At 37.2% G+C, this 14,527-nt stretch carries 18 protein-coding genes; 9 read left to right on the top strand and 9 right to left on the bottom strand.

Annotation, left to right across the window (positions count from 1 at the left end; genetic code table 11):
- Positions 1-21 precede the first annotated feature (21 nt).
- The gene (locus tag DFQ12_RS19675) at positions 22-507 is read left to right on the top strand and encodes a hypothetical protein (protein WP_120260755.1); all 486 of its coding nucleotides are present in this window, start codon (positions 22-24) and stop codon (positions 505-507) included.
- A 25-nt stretch (positions 508-532) separates the two neighbouring features.
- Here the strand turns inward: DFQ12_RS19675 and DFQ12_RS19670 are convergent, their stop codons facing one another.
- Entirely contained in the window at positions 533-1,105 is a 573-nt protein-coding gene (locus tag DFQ12_RS19670) for a Crp/Fnr family transcriptional regulator (protein WP_120260754.1), read from the bottom strand.
- A 274-nt stretch (positions 1,106-1,379) separates the two neighbouring features.
- Between DFQ12_RS19670 and DFQ12_RS19665 the strand changes: the two genes are divergently transcribed.
- Both DFQ12_RS19665 and DFQ12_RS19660 read left to right on the top strand, forming a co-directional pair.
- Positions 1,380-1,706 (top strand): LytR/AlgR family response regulator transcription factor, encoded by a 327-nt coding sequence (locus tag DFQ12_RS19665; protein ID WP_120261017.1) that lies wholly within the window; start codon positions 1,380-1,382, stop codon positions 1,704-1,706.
- Between the two features lie 105 nt (positions 1,707-1,811).
- The gene (locus DFQ12_RS19660) at positions 1,812-2,222 is read left to right on the top strand and encodes a DUF2255 family protein (protein WP_120260753.1); all 411 of its coding nucleotides are present in this window, start codon (positions 1,812-1,814) and stop codon (positions 2,220-2,222) included.
- A gap of 2 nt (positions 2,223-2,224) precedes the next feature.
- Here DFQ12_RS19660 and DFQ12_RS19655 read toward each other — a convergent pair whose 3' ends face one another.
- From DFQ12_RS19655 to DFQ12_RS19635, 5 genes are all read right to left on the bottom strand, one after another.
- Positions 2,225-2,908 (bottom strand): CPBP family intramembrane glutamic endopeptidase, encoded by a 684-nt coding sequence (locus DFQ12_RS19655; RefSeq protein WP_120261016.1) that lies wholly within the window; start codon positions 2,906-2,908, stop codon positions 2,225-2,227.
- Positions 2,909-3,041: 133 nt separating this feature from the next.
- Positions 3,042-3,575, bottom strand: coding sequence for a 2-amino-4-hydroxy-6-hydroxymethyldihydropteridine diphosphokinase (gene folK, locus DFQ12_RS19650; RefSeq protein WP_120260752.1), 534 nt, complete (start codon positions 3,573-3,575; stop codon positions 3,042-3,044).
- A 337-nt stretch (positions 3,576-3,912) separates the two neighbouring features.
- On the bottom strand, positions 3,913-5,022 hold the full coding sequence (locus DFQ12_RS19645) for an AAA family ATPase (RefSeq protein WP_120260751.1): 1,110 nt from the start codon (positions 5,020-5,022) through the stop codon (positions 3,913-3,915).
- On the bottom strand, positions 5,022-5,720 hold the full coding sequence (locus tag DFQ12_RS19640) for an RNA ligase family protein (protein ID WP_120260750.1): 699 nt from the start codon (positions 5,718-5,720) through the stop codon (positions 5,022-5,024). The genes DFQ12_RS19645 and DFQ12_RS19640 overlap by 1 nt, the downstream gene beginning before the upstream one ends.
- A 264-nt stretch (positions 5,721-5,984) precedes the next feature.
- Positions 5,985-7,160 carry a hypothetical protein gene (locus tag DFQ12_RS19635; RefSeq protein WP_120260749.1) on the bottom strand — a complete coding sequence of 392 codons (1,176 nt, stop codon included), beginning with the start codon at positions 7,158-7,160 and terminating at the stop codon, positions 5,985-5,987.
- 335 nt (positions 7,161-7,495) lie between these two features.
- Between DFQ12_RS19635 and DFQ12_RS19630 the strand changes: the two genes are divergently transcribed.
- Positions 7,496-7,894: a hypothetical protein gene (locus tag DFQ12_RS19630; RefSeq protein WP_120260748.1), complete on the top strand. Its 399-nt coding sequence runs from the start codon at positions 7,496-7,498 to the stop codon at positions 7,892-7,894.
- Positions 7,895-8,037: 143 nt separating this feature from the next.
- Positions 8,038-8,661: a hypothetical protein gene (locus tag DFQ12_RS19625; RefSeq protein ID WP_120260747.1), complete on the top strand. Its 624-nt coding sequence runs from the start codon at positions 8,038-8,040 to the stop codon at positions 8,659-8,661.
- 32 nt (positions 8,662-8,693) lie between these two features.
- On the opposite strand, the gene DFQ12_RS19620 is transcribed toward DFQ12_RS19625, so the two are convergent.
- The 3 genes from DFQ12_RS19620 to DFQ12_RS19610 form a co-directional block, all read right to left on the bottom strand.
- Positions 8,694-9,854: an MFS transporter gene (locus DFQ12_RS19620; protein WP_120260746.1), complete on the bottom strand. Its 1,161-nt coding sequence runs from the start codon at positions 9,852-9,854 to the stop codon at positions 8,694-8,696.
- 66 nt (positions 9,855-9,920) lie between these two features.
- A complete protein-coding gene (locus DFQ12_RS19615; protein ID WP_120260745.1) occupies positions 9,921-10,766 on the bottom strand; it encodes an AraC family transcriptional regulator in 846 nt (281 codons plus the stop codon).
- A 31-nt stretch (positions 10,767-10,797) separates the two neighbouring features.
- Positions 10,798-11,094, bottom strand: coding sequence for a hypothetical protein (locus DFQ12_RS19610; protein WP_120260744.1), 297 nt, complete (start codon positions 11,092-11,094; stop codon positions 10,798-10,800).
- Positions 11,095-11,546: 452 nt separating this feature from the next.
- Here DFQ12_RS19610 and DFQ12_RS19605 point away from each other — a divergent pair, with 452 nt between their 5' ends.
- The 4 genes from DFQ12_RS19605 (at position 11,547) to DFQ12_RS19590 (ending at position 14,408) form a co-directional block, all read left to right on the top strand.
- On the top strand, positions 11,547-11,951 hold the full coding sequence (locus DFQ12_RS19605) for an NUDIX hydrolase (protein ID WP_120260743.1): 405 nt from the start codon (positions 11,547-11,549) through the stop codon (positions 11,949-11,951).
- A gap of 140 nt (positions 11,952-12,091) precedes the next feature.
- Positions 12,092-13,030, top strand: coding sequence for a hypothetical protein (locus tag DFQ12_RS19600; protein ID WP_120260742.1), 939 nt, complete (start codon positions 12,092-12,094; stop codon positions 13,028-13,030).
- Between the two features lie 157 nt (positions 13,031-13,187).
- On the top strand, positions 13,188-13,586 hold the full coding sequence (locus DFQ12_RS19595; RefSeq protein WP_120260741.1) for a hypothetical protein: 399 nt from the start codon (positions 13,188-13,190) through the stop codon (positions 13,584-13,586).
- Positions 13,587-13,871: 285 nt separating this feature from the next.
- Positions 13,872-14,408: a GNAT family N-acetyltransferase gene (locus DFQ12_RS19590; protein WP_120260740.1), complete on the top strand. Its 537-nt coding sequence runs from the start codon at positions 13,872-13,874 to the stop codon at positions 14,406-14,408.
- Positions 14,409-14,527: the final 119 nt, after the last annotated feature.

The raw sequence follows: 14,527 nt of genomic DNA, 5'->3' as shown, positions 1-14,527 counted from the left end.
TAGACAGTAGCATTTTAAAATATGACAACCAACTCCATTAAGGTATATACGGTAGTTTCAAAAGAAATTAAAGAAGATCCAGATGTATTCACTAACCTAGAAGGTGTTTTTTCTACTTATGAAAAAGCACAGGAATATATTGATCATTTTTTTGGCAACGCGAAATATGGCTATCGTTCTATTGTACCTACTTTTTTGGATCCCTTTCAAGATGAAATCCAGAATAATGATTCCTATTATAGTATTTCCTCACAATTGATTGACAATAAATTAGAAATTGAAATCTGCAAAACTTCATTTGCCGTGGTTCTTTCAGAAGTCGGTCGACTCCGTGTAGATGACGCTACGTCAGAAAAACCAATGGAGATCAACTTACATTGTTTTGCTCGATCTGAAGAAAAAGCTATTGAAAAATTCAATAATTTGATTAGCGATTATGCAAAAGAACACAATCTACATTTTCTAACTAGCCCTTATCGGATAACCGATTCGGACCAGTGTTATTAGTTTTCTCAACAATGTTAGAGGTCTTTTAGGTATTTATTTTTTTTCGAATTTCACTCAGATATTCTGGAGTAAAGCCCAAAAAAGATGCAATAAGATATTGTGGTACACGTTGCACAAACTCGGGGTATTTACGTAACATATCGCGATAAAACTCCTCTTTAGGTAACGAAAAAAGATATTTAACACGCATTTGTGCCGCCGCATATGCTCTCTGATATACAAAACGAAAATAGCGTTCCATCAATGGAAATTCCGCCATCAATTTTTCCTGATTTTCCTGACTAATATATAAAACTTCCGAGTTTTCAACAGCTTGTATATAGAATGAACTCACACGCTTATTTTCATAAGCCATATTGTCCGTGAGCCACCAGTTTTCAATAGCAAATTCAGTGGTTTGTTCCACACCTTTTTCATTTACAAAAAACTTACGTAATATTCCTTTTAACACAAAATAGTGATACCTGCAGATTTGGCCTTCTTCCAGCATATTCTCCTTTTTTGCAACTGAATTTATGTTAAAGTATGTTGATATACGCTCAAATGTTACATCATCAATCTGAATAAATTTCTCCAAATGTGCTCTAAATCTTTCCAATGGCTTTCATTTTATTTTGACAGTCCATATTTCACCATCTAATGCAAGGTACTATAAAAAGTTAATTCGGACAAAGCATAAGTAACACTTTCAAACACAATCAACAACATTGTAAAAATCAACATGGAGGTTTCTGATCGCTAATTGCTCAAAGAACATACCTCCGCTTTATTGGCAAAAATCTTTTAATAGAAGGTATTAACATCTCCAGCTTTTCTTCTGATAATTTCTATATTTGAATTATTCATGCCCATATGGCTTAATGGAGACTATCATGGAAGATCGGACTTTTGCCTTTATCAAAACAGATAAAAAATTGCTAAAGCTTTTTTTTAATGAAATCAACGTGATCAAAGGATTGGGAAACTATGTCGAAATTCATACGACAAGGCACAAAAAGTATATCTATTACAAAAGTCTCAAAGATCTAATCGAAAGCTTACCGCAAGAATTTATGCGCGTTCACAATTCGTACATAGTTAATCTCAACAATATTGAATCTTTTGAAGACAATCAGCTTATATCCGGTGATCTAAAAGTAACGGTTGCAAAGAGCTATCGAGATTGTCTTACCAACACACTCAATAAGATGATGCTCTGACAACCTACATATCCTAAAGAGCCATTCACATATTATTTCTAGCAAGTTATATAAAAAAGTTTCTAACCCCTCTCTTTCATTTTAACTTTGAAAAAAACAAAGAGAATGTGTAAACAAGAAGTATTAGATTACATCCAAAACAATAACCTCATTGGTATAAAAGCAGGGGTTGGAAGACCTGATTTTTTAGATATCTGGATGGTGGTTGTTCAAGGTCGAATATTTGCAAGATCTTGGGGATTGGCTGAAAGAAGTTGGTACAATAGTTTTTTGAAAAATCCAATTGGCCAGATTAAATGTGGTACAATTCTTTACCCAATATGGGCAACAACCGTAGATGATAGCCCTGAGTTGACTACTGCAATTAATCAGGCCTATCTAACAAAATATAACCAGGGCTACAATAGTGTTTATGCGCAATCTATTATCGCTGAAAAGCATGTTGCTAAAACTATGGAATTTATGATCGATGAATTCAAGTCTCCCGTTATACAACCGAATTCAAGCATCATTTGAAATCAGGACCATGTGTGGCCATATTTCCGAATATATAAATAACCAAATATAGGGAGTGCAAGCATTTGGAAAAGAAAAATCAATAGTGAGACAAGGCCTTGTGCTTGGTTATCATTGGCTCTAACCAATAGTTGTGCCCCCAAAGGTCCATTGGAAAACAGCAAAATATTGACGACATTCCAACCGAGGTGAAAAGCTATAGGCAGATAAAGAGATTTTGTCACATCATAAGCTTTGGCTAATACCCATCCAAAAAGCCCTGTCATCAACAATATCGTCAGCATCTGTATTGGATTTCCAAAAAGACCATAGGAAAACCAATGGTAAACACCAAAAGCTCCAGCGGAAAGCAGACAGCCCCATCTAGATCCCAGCTTTTTTATCATGATATAAAGTAGTGCACCTCTAAACAACAGTTCTTCGAAAAGGACAGATTTTATGATCCACCATGTACTATTGATCAAATTAGCACCGGAAAGTTTCGGATTAAGCATCCAAAAATTGTGTACCGCCGCAACTTTTATATAATGATAGACAGCACATAACAGACCCGCCATAAAAAATCCTACACACAAATTTCCAAGCCTATTTTTCGTTGGAACAAGTCCGAGAACATTAAGATTCTTCCGCTCGAGGATCCACAGCAAAAGCCAAGATATAATCAATATGATTATTATACCTACCATACCAATAACTGTTGTCGTAATAACATACACCTATAGATTAAAAAAACAAAATTGCTTGTGGCTATAAATTACTCTGTGCTATTCACTAAAATAAGGTAATCGTCTATCAAATATACAAAAGATCACGAATTCTCTATTGCCATTTGAATATTTCGGGTTGTAGTTGTTTTACAAAGTCATACAAGAAAGGGAGCTGTACAATATCTTTTTCATCGGCAATGCTTCCATTGAAAGTAATTATATCTAGATCGATGATTCGAGGCGTGTTCTTATTCTCGTTGCTGAGGCGTCCCATATCCAATTCGATCTGTTTTAATTTACGCTGTAATTCCTCCAAAGGTAAACAGGTATGCAATAATAATGCGCCATTCAAAAAATCAGGCTGGGCTTCAAATTGAAGGGGTTTAGTATATATAAAATCCGTTTGGTTGCCCATCGTTCCCAATTTCTGAATATAATTCAGGGCGCTGATGATATTTTCTTCAGGATCGATATTAGAGCCTAACAAGATCAAAGCCGTATTGATTTGATCGTCTTTAGATCTCTTTACATTATCCGTAGCGCAAAGTGCATATGCTTTCGTTCCTTTCATTTTCTTCTTATGTCCCTTTTGAACCAGTCGGTGAGCTAAACGTTCAACGCCATCAATATACAGGATCCGTCCCATAATAAAGGAGCTATCCTCCTAAAATGCAAAGCTATTTCAGAGCTGAACTTTTCATTATGCGGTCCCCATTTGTCCATATGGTTTAAGTAAACACTACTTATCATCATCGGATAAACTCTGTAAGCAATTTTTTTGCCAATAAATCATCCAAATAAATCAAGCAATATTCACTCCTCCAAAATACAAGAGATAGACTAACCTATCAACACCAAAGATCCCGCTTCCGAGCATTTCATGCTCTAAATAAGCGTTCACTTGGTGATGAGGTTTATCAAAAATATTGATTTTTTAAATAGATTTTTTAGTGCGTAACTCAAAAACAACCTGAGGTTATGAGTTATTCAACTATATAACGGAGCTCATGTGCTTCCGTCAGTTGTGGTACTTCCAAGTTATGGAGCATTTTATCCAATACAGCATCTGGCAGCGGATAGGCTCTATCTCGATTTTGTACGCGCCATTGACGGTATGGTTTTTCGATATAGACGAGCTCAACATAGGCCTGGTAACTAACAAAGAGGTCTATCAACTGCTTCCGCATTAAGGCCGTGATATTAGTTGCATTCCATATAAAGTCTTGGCCCTGGCGTAGATAAATCTTAGCCTGTTCTTTCGCTTTTTGCACTACCCAACCATTCCGCTTTCTATCTGTTGGTTCGATACGATATTTACGACGAATATCGTCAAGACTAATGACTGGTATATCCTTGTTATGGTTAGCGATGTAATGATCCTTTCCCATACCAGGCAACCCAGACAGCATGATGACCGTTGATCTAAAATTATCAAAAGGAATATAATCCACATAACCATCCGCCCTGTTGAAGTAGGTAAATTGAGCATTTGGGGTCGAAAAAGATCGAGGTGACTCCCAGCAGTCAATCTCTTTTACATACAGTTCAAATAGCTCTAGCGTATCAAGCAATGCTCCTTGATCCTGACATATTCGCCCTTTGGCATCAGCCTCGGCTAGCAGTTTCAATTCTAGCATATTTACCCTTAATGATGCCTCTAACGCGCTACACATTGGATCAACTTTGTCCATCAGCCAGAGCGGCAGACCATGAAAACGAACCAAACCTACAATTTCTTCCCGTAGGGAAAAGGGAGTTTCCACATCACGAAACAATATTTCACGTGCTGTCTGTGCACCTTTTCGCGCATGACTTGGCGAACTAATCCGTCCCTGTCCATCGACTACGGTCGTAGACATTTTTTCGACGTCGTGCAGTAATGCGGCAGCCCAAAGCAGCTCTTGTCGTTGCCTACCTAATTTCCTATAGATATTGGATTGTTGCAATTGCTCAAGCACTAGCTGGGTATGAATAGCAACATTACCTTCTGCGTGATGAATCGGATCCTGCGGAACATTCTGCATAGCTTCTACCCAGGAAAATTGCTTTTCCAGTTTTAGCCAATCTTTATCTGTTGTTAATTTCCATTCCATTAGTTTTTTCCCCTTTCCCAAATAAGTTTTGTTCTTTTCCAGGCTTTAGTCCAATGTTCATCCGTCTGTACATGTCCTTTTCGCACATACTTAAAGATATTATGCTGAAATTTGGAGGCGGGATAAGCCCCCGCATTTCGGCAAACCAGACCTTCTGAGGTACAGCTAATTCCTGTTCCAGGATCTACAGACCCAAAGATCGAAGGTTGAGATGCCAGGTGTTGTACAGTTTTTTCCAACTGTGTTTCCGTCAGATCTCGTACACTGTCCGATCGCAATACTGGTACCGTCGGCAAGTCAAACAAGTTAGCATAGAAGGTAACTTCCTCCCATGAAAGCCAGACCTCGTTGATTCGAGCCGCAAATACAAAGTAATAATGCTCCAACTGTGTATACGCTATAGAATGAACCGCATAAAGGTTTTCACCGAAAAACTCCAGGTCGCCCAAATCATTTTTCAATCGTCCCCAATGTTCCCGTAATTGTGCTGTCCAGGGGGATGTCGTTGGAGCAGCATGTGACCGGGCAAATACACCTCGTTTGGATAGACAATTGTTTTCGCCATCCAATTTTTCAGTGTAAAGTAGCTGTGAAAAGGATTGTATATCCGTCCAGTACTCATGATTAAAACGATCGTCACTGCTGGTTCCCGGTGAAAAAGGAAAATGGTAGGTACGACCATATTTTGTTGATTCCATTTTTTTAAATTAAAGTGAATAATACTGATTAAAAACACAGGTATAGCAGTAATCGAGTTGGGCATCTATCCCATCTGATTAAATTCTTCCTGCATATTGGCACAGTATTACATGACCTTACGTTCTAAAAATGTATAACAATTATGATCTATTTCGGCAAAAATAGATAAATTTCTCTAAAAATAAAAAACCGCTATACCATCAGACATAACGGAAAACCAAAACCTATAAATAAAAGCCCTTTATGCAGGGTTCATATGGCTGTTATATTCTAATATAAGCATCCCATCCCGCACGCGTGTAATCCTGCTGATTATTTAAGAAAAGCTTAACATTATGTCCTCTTAGGCCTTTCCCACTTCTCAATATTTCACTAAGCTGTTCCCGCTGAATATTTTGCAACAGCATTTTCTCAATAAAGGGCTGTAATTTCAGGTCATCCGCCACACGTTTTATTGGGTATTGTACAAAGAACATATTGATCGCATAATTTTTTGATATTTTGACAATCCAGTCTTCCATCCCGATCTTCTTTAACTGATCAAAGATTGTCGGGCAATCCAATGTTGTACCGTTACGCAAGATAACACATTTAGTTTCTGCTGTTGTATATACGGCGACAATATCAACAAATCGAAGTTGCTGCAGGTTGATCTGTTGTACAAATTCTCCCCGCTTATCTAACAGGTCCCCCAATAGATATACATCGATGTTATCAATATCCACTCCATAGGGCTGTTCTTTCCTCTTCATCCCACTCTCTTTTATGGTTCGCTTTTCGTTTAGAGAAATTATCGCAGGGGTCTGTTCGAACTGTTCAAATGCGGGTCTTTTTTTGATAAAAGGTCTCCTTTTTGTCACCATTGGCTGTGGAGCTGGTAGTTCTTTTTCTAAACTTACATTGTGCACTATCTGCATGAGTGGCCGATTATAGATAACAGCAAGGTTTTGCCGTTGGCCAACAGAATGATAGAGTAACGACCAGTTTTCTCGCATATAGACCATTAGACTATATGAAACAAAAATAGTGGCATAACGTATACCATAGATCTGCATATGTAATTCAAAAAGCATCGATCGTTCCACTGACGACTGACTGTAAACAAAGATAACAGCTACATATAAAAGTATGAATGGAAAAACAGAAACCAATAAAAGTGAAAAGAAAGCGATAAAATGCAGAATAATATCTAGTCCGGGTATGTTTTTGGCCTGTTCCCCCAGTCGCTCACGCATGTAAGGTACACTCCAGTACGTAGGCAAATTAAGTACTAATGATACTATTGTTGCTCCAATCCAAAAAACACAGAGCATAATAACAACCAAAATCCAATATTTCAACTGATCTGACCGGTCCAAAAAACCTTGAAACGATATTGTTTTTAGATTAAAAACAATAGACAGCATCAGCGAACTCAAAAAATAAATGATAGATTTCATGACGTTTCTCCGAATTAATATCTGGTTAGGACAACTAAATTAATAATATCTACTCACAAAAGTATACTAATATAACAAATAATATCGAAATCACAAAACAAAGCACCACGCAAACGATAATATTTATAAAAAAATAACAAAAGAATAACACTATTAAAAGCTCAGATACGATGATAAACGAACGATAATTGCTATTTTAGAAAGTCAATTGATGTATTAGAAAGGTATAACCGACCAATAACCTACATTTCACTGTCGTGTTATCATATTTTTAAGCAAAAATCACACTATTTATGGTCAAAGATTGAGATATTGTAATATAATAAATTTAAATAATGAAACAGCAATTCAACAACCATGGTGTAGCCAAGGTACAATTTAGAATCTTGGCTTTGCCAGAAAGTTTGCTCGAAGTCGAGGTAAATGCGATTCGTCAAAACTTTCTATCCTGGATGGCCGCAAACTTCGCATTGACCACTAGTCAAAAATTTCAATTGATGACTATGCCTGATGATTTACAGGAAACTTTAAGCCAAGCTATCGCTAATAGCTACGAACTTGGGCAGGCCGTTCAGTTTTTCAAAGAAACCGCTTCTAAGGACGATCAACCTGATTTGAAGGATATCGTGATCAACGGTGCCGAAACAATGGCTGAGGTAAACAGCCAAGGTCTCAGAAAAGCTGATTTCACAGGACAGCTGGCAATTAATATTCGCTATAAAGTGAGTATGTAATTTATTGAACGATTATCTAGTCCAAAACTGGGCTAACCCAATAAACACCTTTAACACTAATATCCGGTTTATTTTCTATCCCGAGGATTGAAAAGAAATCGGATATTAATACCAAGGACTTTCTTGACGCTATTTGTAATGAAATGAAGATATTGGATAACAAAATCAGATCGCGATTTAATATGCTATTTATCTGGCCTCAGAAATTATATACCTACAGTAGCATTGGCCAAGGTTTTGATACGGCTACGCAATACAACATACATTGCGCTAATATAGCCAAAAGCCTTACGCGACTATCGAGCAGACCAATTACAGTAGATAAATTCCTTTCTCCCGCGGCTCACAGCAAACAATGTAACAATTCAAATGAACGGGTTCCGCTTCCCTTCAAAACATGCTACACTGTTTGCCTTTGGCAGCCTTATTTTTGGTTAACTGACACTTATTCGGCCTTGATCCAAGGCAATGATCAGCTCAGTCTACTCAATGACGCCAACCTGTATGCTGCTGCAGCTCAAGCCGACATACTTTTCTTTAGTAGTGGTGGTAACTTTTCGGTCAATGACATTTTAGAGCAAATCGACCTCAGTGATAAATATGTTATTATTATCTCCACCTACAGTGAACAAGAAATACGTACGAATATCAAGCACCGCATCGACCATTATCAAAATGCATACCTCGTCGATTCACAAGCTGAGTTTGACCAATTCATTGCCAATGTGCTAGCTAAGGCTACCAAAACAGGATTAACAGCAAGCTAAAGCTTGTAGTCCTAGCCATCGTTAAAGTTTAATTATTTATTTTTCTGAACGATCAAAATCCACATGGATACTGCTGCTGCCACACCACCGAAGAAATAGATGGATTGATACCCATGCCATCCTGCGATAATACCCGCAACTGGTCCGGCTATTCCTAGCGAAATATCAAAAAATGCAGCATAGGCGCCCAATGCCGTTCCACGCATCTGTGGACTTACCTTTTGTATAGCGAGCACACCAAGTGCTGGGAAGATCAGTGAGAATCCTATTCCAGTGAGACTACAACCTATAATCGCCATGGCTTCCGAACTAGCGAAACCAATCAGCATCTGCCCTATCATTTCAATCGCTAAGGAGACCATAGCCACCTTATAACCACCAAATCTATCCGGAAAAGAAGCACAAAATACTCTTGTCAAAACATAGAAACCACCGAAAGTTAAAAATGCTAAGGACGGATTTATCCAGCTTTTCTCCGTAAACAGCAGCGTGATAAAAGATGAGATACAGGCAAATCCTATGGAAGAAAATGCTAACGCAAGCCCCTGTTCAGAAATCATCCCGATCACCTTATAGAAAGGCGTCCGTTGATGCGAGGGATCCACTGGCAGATTGGGTAGCTTGATCGTGCAGATCCAACTTATGGCAGACAATATAATCATTAACCCAAAAACATAGCTCGTACCCCAAGATGCAGATAGATAAATAGCTAATGGTGCTCCCAAGGCAATACCAGCATACATAGCAATACCATTCCAGGTCATAACTTTCCCCGATTTTTGATGCCCCACTAGTCCAATACCCCAAGTTAAAGCGCCAGTAATAGCCAAACTTTCAGCTATACCATGTGCTATTCTTGCAACAAAAAGCATCAATAAAGCCAATAAGTGAAAATCCCGAAGATGATATGCTGTCATATAGATCAGGCCTGTTAGCATTGTCATAATGACACCATACTGCTTAGCGGTCTTAGCGCCTTTGGTATCAGCTATTTTTCCAGCAAAAGCTCTGGTTAACAAGGTGGCAATAAATTGAATTCCCACTACCGCTCCCACAATTAAAGGGCTAAAATGAAGTTCATTTTTTATCAACGCAGGAACTGTTCCCAACGTGATACCGATGCAGAGGTATATCGCAAATACCGAAATCATAATCGGGCTGATTGTCCACATCGATTGGTTTTCTTCTTTCATATCTGTATATATTATTTAAATTTTACAGATGCAAAATTAGATAGCCGTTTAGTATATTATAGGTCGTTATTCATGCATATAATTGGACAAATAATGGTTATTTTGTCGAAACTGCCCTGCTGTACACCCCAAGTTTTTCTTGAAAAACCTCGAAAAGTAGGTATGGTCTTCGTAGCCGAGACTAAAAGCGATTTCTTTAACATCCATATTTGTATAAAATAGTAGTCGTTGTGCTTCCAATAATACTTCGTTCTGTATCCAATAGCTAGCAGTAAACCCTGTTATCTCCTTACTTACTTCGTTGAGATACAATGGTGTTATATGGAGTTGCTCAGCGTAGTCTTTTACCTGTTTAACTTCCTTAAACTGTTGGCTTATTAAGTTTTTAAACATCGTCACAAGCAGGTATTTGTGGCTACCTATTTTCTTATGTATTTGACTTTGGGGTACAAAAGCTGCTGTTAAATACCCTATCAAGGCATTGACCTGTGCATGGAGAATAGATTGATAGAAGATTTGCTCTCCTTGTTCGATAAAATCGTATAAGATCGCAGCCAATGCAAATACAGGATGATCTGGTTTCAAGCTGATAACCTGTCGATTATACATAAAAGAATCGATCATAGTTCTATATTCCATAGGAATCAGTTTAGGCTCTACAAAAAGCATCCAGCATTTAGCATCTTCATTCAATAGACATTGGTGAACTTGACCGGGCGCGACGAAACAAACCGATACCTGCTCAAGCATCCATTGTTTAAAATCGATGGTCCAACATGACCGCCCCTTTTGCTGTAGAATAAACATATAGTGATCATCCCTATGGGGTACGGCAGGTCCTTGAGAGAGATCCTTAAAGGGAAGCATCTCAATTCCCTGGGGGGACAATTCCTTGTTATGGATGGGTATCATAGTTTTCAGTAAGCTGCAAAATCTATACCTTCTAAAGTTGCGACTGCAATCGGATCCAGTTCAAGATAAGAAGTAAAATAAAGATACCAAGGATATACTTTTCTACTTTATTAACTTTGACTGCACCAAATTTCCAGACGCAGACCCGATCGATAATGAGTAGTAGCAGACTTGGAATCAAACCAAATATCCCAATGTACATCGCCATTAATTTATCGGGAGCAGAATGCCCGGTAGCCAAAACTGTAACAGTTATCGCTACACAGATAAACCCAAGTATCCCAAGGATAAAAAAAAGTGTCCCTTTTGCTTTTAAGAATTTTATCATCTTTAGTTTTTTATTTCAATTCCACTTGAAGTAATGTTGATTTGCTGTTAGGATCGCTCAAAATTACGGATTTCAATGCTTTAAAAGATAAAAAAACAAGCCCCCGAAAATTCGAGGGCAAGTGGTCCAAAGTCGGTTCATTTTTCTAGTTCACTAGGGAATGTTCCGAACCTTGCAACCAAGGATAATAGCTAAGTTAGTTAATTTAAATCACACTATTACCTGTGAGCTTTTATTTAGCGCTCCGGTTCAATAAATCCAGCCCATTATAATGCAAAAATTTGTATTTAGTTTATTATCTAAATCGGTTTTATTTAGGATATCCTCGTTATTCACTTGTTTAACGAGGACGATGATCATATGAAAATTTGCACTCGAGAATGTTGGAGCGGGCAAATATGAGAAAATTTGTTAGCTACATTTTTGTTATATTCGACAATTAAATAACGCACATGGACAATAACATCATTGATAAGGTCGCATTAATTCATATTTCCAATAAAAAAATTTTAAGTACTCGTTCCAAATCTAAAGACAAACTTTACTTCCCCGGTGGAAAAAGAGAACATGGTGAAAATGATTTAGCATGTTTAACGCGAGAAATACATGAGGAGTTAAATGTCAATATTGTCGAAAACTCCGTTAGTTTTTTTGGTGTTTTTGAAGCAGTGGCTGATGGACGTGAAAAGGATATTGTAGTACAAATGTCCTGTTATTTTGCTGAGTTTACTGGCACATTGACCGCTTGTAACGAAATAGAGCACTTTGAATGGATAAGTTTTGTTGATAAAGATAGAACTTCAGCCGTAGACCGTTTAATACTACAAAAACTATACGATCTAAAGCTTATTGATTAAAGGGGAGTAGAAAACTTCTATTAAGCTATTGTCTCTCAAATCGCTTTATTTGTTTCTCTCAGTTAGACACTGGTCTGCGCATCAGATCAACAACACCGCTCAATACGACATTGGAAAATTAATTTTAGTTCGCATTTATAATGGATAGAATCAGACATTTATTGATATTTATAGCTTTTGTATTGTCCCTTAAGTCATTTTCACAGGAACAACTCTATTACTTTACCGATGCAGATAGCAATCTGGTTGGCGTGCGTACACTAACTGGCAAGACAATTATTCCATTGCAATTTCCAATGATCAGATACTATGATTTTGAAGAACCCATAACGACAGCTTTTATTGAATTTTCCTATACACTATCTGATACAACGACCAACCGGATGAACCCTAATCAATCAGTAGGCTGCGTATATGATAGAGAAGGAAATTTCATATATACTCCATTTCTTTATGATAATGGTCCCGATTATTGGCAAGAAGGCATCCGTCGTTATGTCTCTAATGGTAAGGTGGGCTATGTTGATATAAACAATATAATCTTAACCCCAGCTAAAACTGGCTTTGCAGACATGTTTAACTATGGTTATGCCTCATTCTATGAAGGGGCTGTATCAAAAGTCTATGAACCTGGAGGTGAACACTGGACAGTATCCCCCACCGATGATAAGGGCGAAAAATATCTGGTCAACCGAGACGGGCAAAAAGTGCTTGGAAGTAAAAGCCCAGCTTCGACTAAAGACTATTACTATGGCGGGTTGTACTATCCATATCCTTTTCACTACACTGCCGCCGAACAACTTATCCTGAATGGTTTAAATCAATTTACAGCGATTCAGAAAGTTGATAAACTGTTATTTTCGAACGGTCAGGCCAAATCAGATACTATTCAATTTGAAATCGTTGGAAGGCCTTCAAAATTCACTCCTTACTACACCGTACAGGGGTATAAAGAGCAGCATGCAGACGACAATTGGGTAATTGAAGCTACAGCAAATGGCCAATACTTTTATACGCGATATAATGAACGAGTTGCGCTCGGGCAATGGATTGATGAGCAGCTAGCAAAAAATCAATAACATCTATAATAAAGTAAAATAATGTAAGAATCTAGAAAATAGAACAGAACGCACACAACTAATTATAAACTTTTATTATTAAATAAATTTAACGATATTTAATTTTATACACTTTATTCTCGAATATATTTTGTAGATCTTTACTCAAATTAACCGTATGAATAGTATAAAGGCCACTGCAACCCATTTTCGCTATAAAAAGCATCCTGGAGATTTATTTAGGGACACTTCTGTTCAATTACTACCACACCCCTATAAAAATCAGTCAGAGTTTTGGGTATGGTTTCATCCCTCGTACCATCGCAGTGAAGATATTGCCGATCTGAACGAGTTGTATAAACAACTCCACAATTTTTCCTGCCGGGAGGAAATCACAGAAGCTAATCCGGAATTATGTTATACCGGCATACCCAAAGAACGAATTACCGAAGAGATAAAACTTCTTGAGCACAAAATATATCAGGATTGTTTCGAAAACTTCTATTTATTGATTATTGAAGGACATATTGAATTAATAGAGAACAATCAGCATGGGAGAAGTGAATCTCTATCTTAATTATTGTTAGCCATTATTATTTTAGGCTGTCAGTTTTTAGCTAACCTACGCAATTAATGTTCAGCCCTATGTTGTAATTGTATACATATTGTATTGATTATCCTGAAGTATCAGTATACAAATGAGTAAAAGCTGATATTTATGAAATTCGACCTTATTCAAAAAAGTGGAAGAATAAAGATAATTGTAAAAGCGGATATCATTTTAAAAATGATATGTAAATTTGTCTTAAATACTTGGCAACCTTAATTCAATTGTTTACAACCATTTTATAACACCGATAAGATGAATGACTTTCCTAGATTAGAAACAGATAGACTTATTCTCGACAAAATAACTGTGGAAGATATTCCGCAGATAGTATTATACCTTCAAGACAAGATCTTTTCTGATTATACGTCAAATATTCCATACCCCTATCGGAAGGAAGATGCTGAATTTTGGCTTAAACTATCGGCCGAGGCCTTTAAAAATCGAAAGGGATTTACCTTTGCAATTCGGGATAAAACAGGGAAATTTCTTGGAGCTATAGGTCTTCACGATGAAGGTTCGGATAAAGCGGAATTAGGTTATTGGATCAGCATTCCAAACTGGAATAATGGTTATGTCACTGAAGCTGCAAAAGCTATTATCGATTTTGGGTTCAGAGAATTGAATTTCAATAAGATCTATGCCACTTATTTTCCACACAATCCAGCTTCAGGAAAAGTCATGGAGAAAATAGGTATGAAAAAAGAGGCCCTACTGAAACAGCATCTGAAGAAAAATGGAAAATATTATGATATCCCAATGTATTCTATTTTTAAAGAAGATAGGAGATAATATTTTACGCGCTTAAGGAAATAACAGTCCAGTTTTTGTTCGATCTCAGTAGAATTGGATTTGTTTTTACTTTCTAGCGGATAAGATATTGGTAATGATACTAGACTCATCTTTTCAAG

The sequence above is a fragment of the Sphingobacterium detergens genome (assembly GCF_003610355.1).
In the GTDB taxonomy this organism is placed as follows: Bacteria; Bacteroidota; Bacteroidia; order Sphingobacteriales; family Sphingobacteriaceae; genus Sphingobacterium; species Sphingobacterium detergens.
This window is presented reverse-complemented; position numbering and strand designations above follow the sequence as displayed.

What these genes read in the sequence shown, in the direction of transcription:
- DFQ12_RS19660 (WP_120260753.1), top strand. Translation starts at nt 1,812, where the DNA reads ATGTGTAAACAAGAAGTATTAGATTACATCCAAAACAATAACCTCATT.
- DFQ12_RS19665 (WP_120261017.1), top strand. Translation starts at nt 1,380, where the DNA reads ATGGAAGATCGGACTTTTGCCTTTATCAAAACAGATAAAAAATTGCTA.
- DFQ12_RS19590 (WP_120260740.1), top strand. Translation starts at nt 13,872, where the DNA reads ATGAATGACTTTCCTAGATTAGAAACAGATAGACTTATTCTCGACAAA.
- DFQ12_RS19655 (WP_120261016.1), bottom strand. Translation starts at nt 2,908, where the DNA reads ATGGTAGGTATAATAATCATATTGATTATATCTTGGCTTTTGCTGTGG.
- DFQ12_RS19610 (WP_120260744.1), bottom strand. Translation starts at nt 11,094, where the DNA reads ATGATAAAATTCTTAAAAGCAAAAGGGACACTTTTTTTTATCCTTGGG.
- DFQ12_RS19640 (WP_120260750.1), bottom strand. Translation starts at nt 5,720, where the DNA reads ATGGAATCAACAAAATATGGTCGTACCTACCATTTTCCTTTTTCACCG.
- DFQ12_RS19645 (WP_120260751.1), bottom strand. Translation starts at nt 5,022, where the DNA reads ATGGAATGGAAATTAACAACAGATAAAGATTGGCTAAAACTGGAAAAG.
- DFQ12_RS19605 (WP_120260743.1), top strand. Translation starts at nt 11,547, where the DNA reads ATGGACAATAACATCATTGATAAGGTCGCATTAATTCATATTTCCAAT.
- DFQ12_RS19675 (WP_120260755.1), top strand. Translation starts at nt 22, where the DNA reads ATGACAACCAACTCCATTAAGGTATATACGGTAGTTTCAAAAGAAATT.
- DFQ12_RS19620 (WP_120260746.1), bottom strand. Translation starts at nt 9,854, where the DNA reads ATGAAAGAAGAAAACCAATCGATGTGGACAATCAGCCCGATTATGATT.
- DFQ12_RS19625 (WP_120260747.1), top strand. Translation starts at nt 8,038, where the DNA reads ATGAAGATATTGGATAACAAAATCAGATCGCGATTTAATATGCTATTT.
- DFQ12_RS19595 (WP_120260741.1), top strand. Translation starts at nt 13,188, where the DNA reads ATGAATAGTATAAAGGCCACTGCAACCCATTTTCGCTATAAAAAGCAT.
- DFQ12_RS19630 (WP_120260748.1), top strand. Translation starts at nt 7,496, where the DNA reads ATGAAACAGCAATTCAACAACCATGGTGTAGCCAAGGTACAATTTAGA.
- DFQ12_RS19600 (WP_120260742.1), top strand. Translation starts at nt 12,092, where the DNA reads ATGGATAGAATCAGACATTTATTGATATTTATAGCTTTTGTATTGTCC.
- DFQ12_RS19635 (WP_120260749.1), bottom strand. Translation starts at nt 7,160, where the DNA reads ATGAAATCTATCATTTATTTTTTGAGTTCGCTGATGCTGTCTATTGTT.
- folK (WP_120260752.1), bottom strand. Translation starts at nt 3,575, where the DNA reads ATGGGACGGATCCTGTATATTGATGGCGTTGAACGTTTAGCTCACCGA.
- DFQ12_RS19615 (WP_120260745.1), bottom strand. Translation starts at nt 10,766, where the DNA reads ATGATACCCATCCATAACAAGGAATTGTCCCCCCAGGGAATTGAGATG.